This window comes from Mesorhizobium sp. M3A.F.Ca.ET.175.01.1.1 (assembly GCF_004791945.1).
Taxonomy (GTDB): Bacteria; Pseudomonadota; Alphaproteobacteria; order Rhizobiales; family Rhizobiaceae; genus Mesorhizobium.
The window spans coordinates 1-334 of record NZ_SRTP01000216.1 but is presented as its reverse complement, the minus strand read 5'-3'; the positions used below and the strand labels follow the sequence as shown (position 1 = coordinate 334).

At 69.5% G+C, this 334-nt stretch carries 1 protein-coding gene; it reads left to right on the top strand.

Going from position 1 to position 334, the window contains the following annotated elements:
• Window positions 1–334: 2-C-methyl-D-erythritol 4-phosphate cytidylyltransferase (locus EN818_RS31395; protein ID WP_189523998.1), on the top strand; the 334-nt coding region annotated here is incomplete at both ends.

The window sequence follows — 334 nt, the reverse complement described above, 5'->3', positions numbered from 1 at the left end:
GAACTTTTCGACCGTGCGGCCGGAGCCGATGCCGAGCGCGTCCGTGCCATCACCGGCGGTCTGTCCCGTCAGGCTTCCGTCCGGCTAGGACTTCTGGCGCTCAGGGAGCAGGCGCCGGCAAAAGTGCTTGTGCATGACGCGGTGCGCCCGTTCGTCGATGCCGCGCTTATCGACCGCACCATCGAAGCCATCGGCCAGCGCCAGGGCGCGCTGCCTGCCCTTCCCGTCGCCGACACGCTCAAACGGGAATCCGCGACGGGCATGATCGAGGCGACGGTGTCGCGGACCGGCCTGCACGCCGCGCAGACGCCGCAAGGCTTTCCGTTCTGGCCGC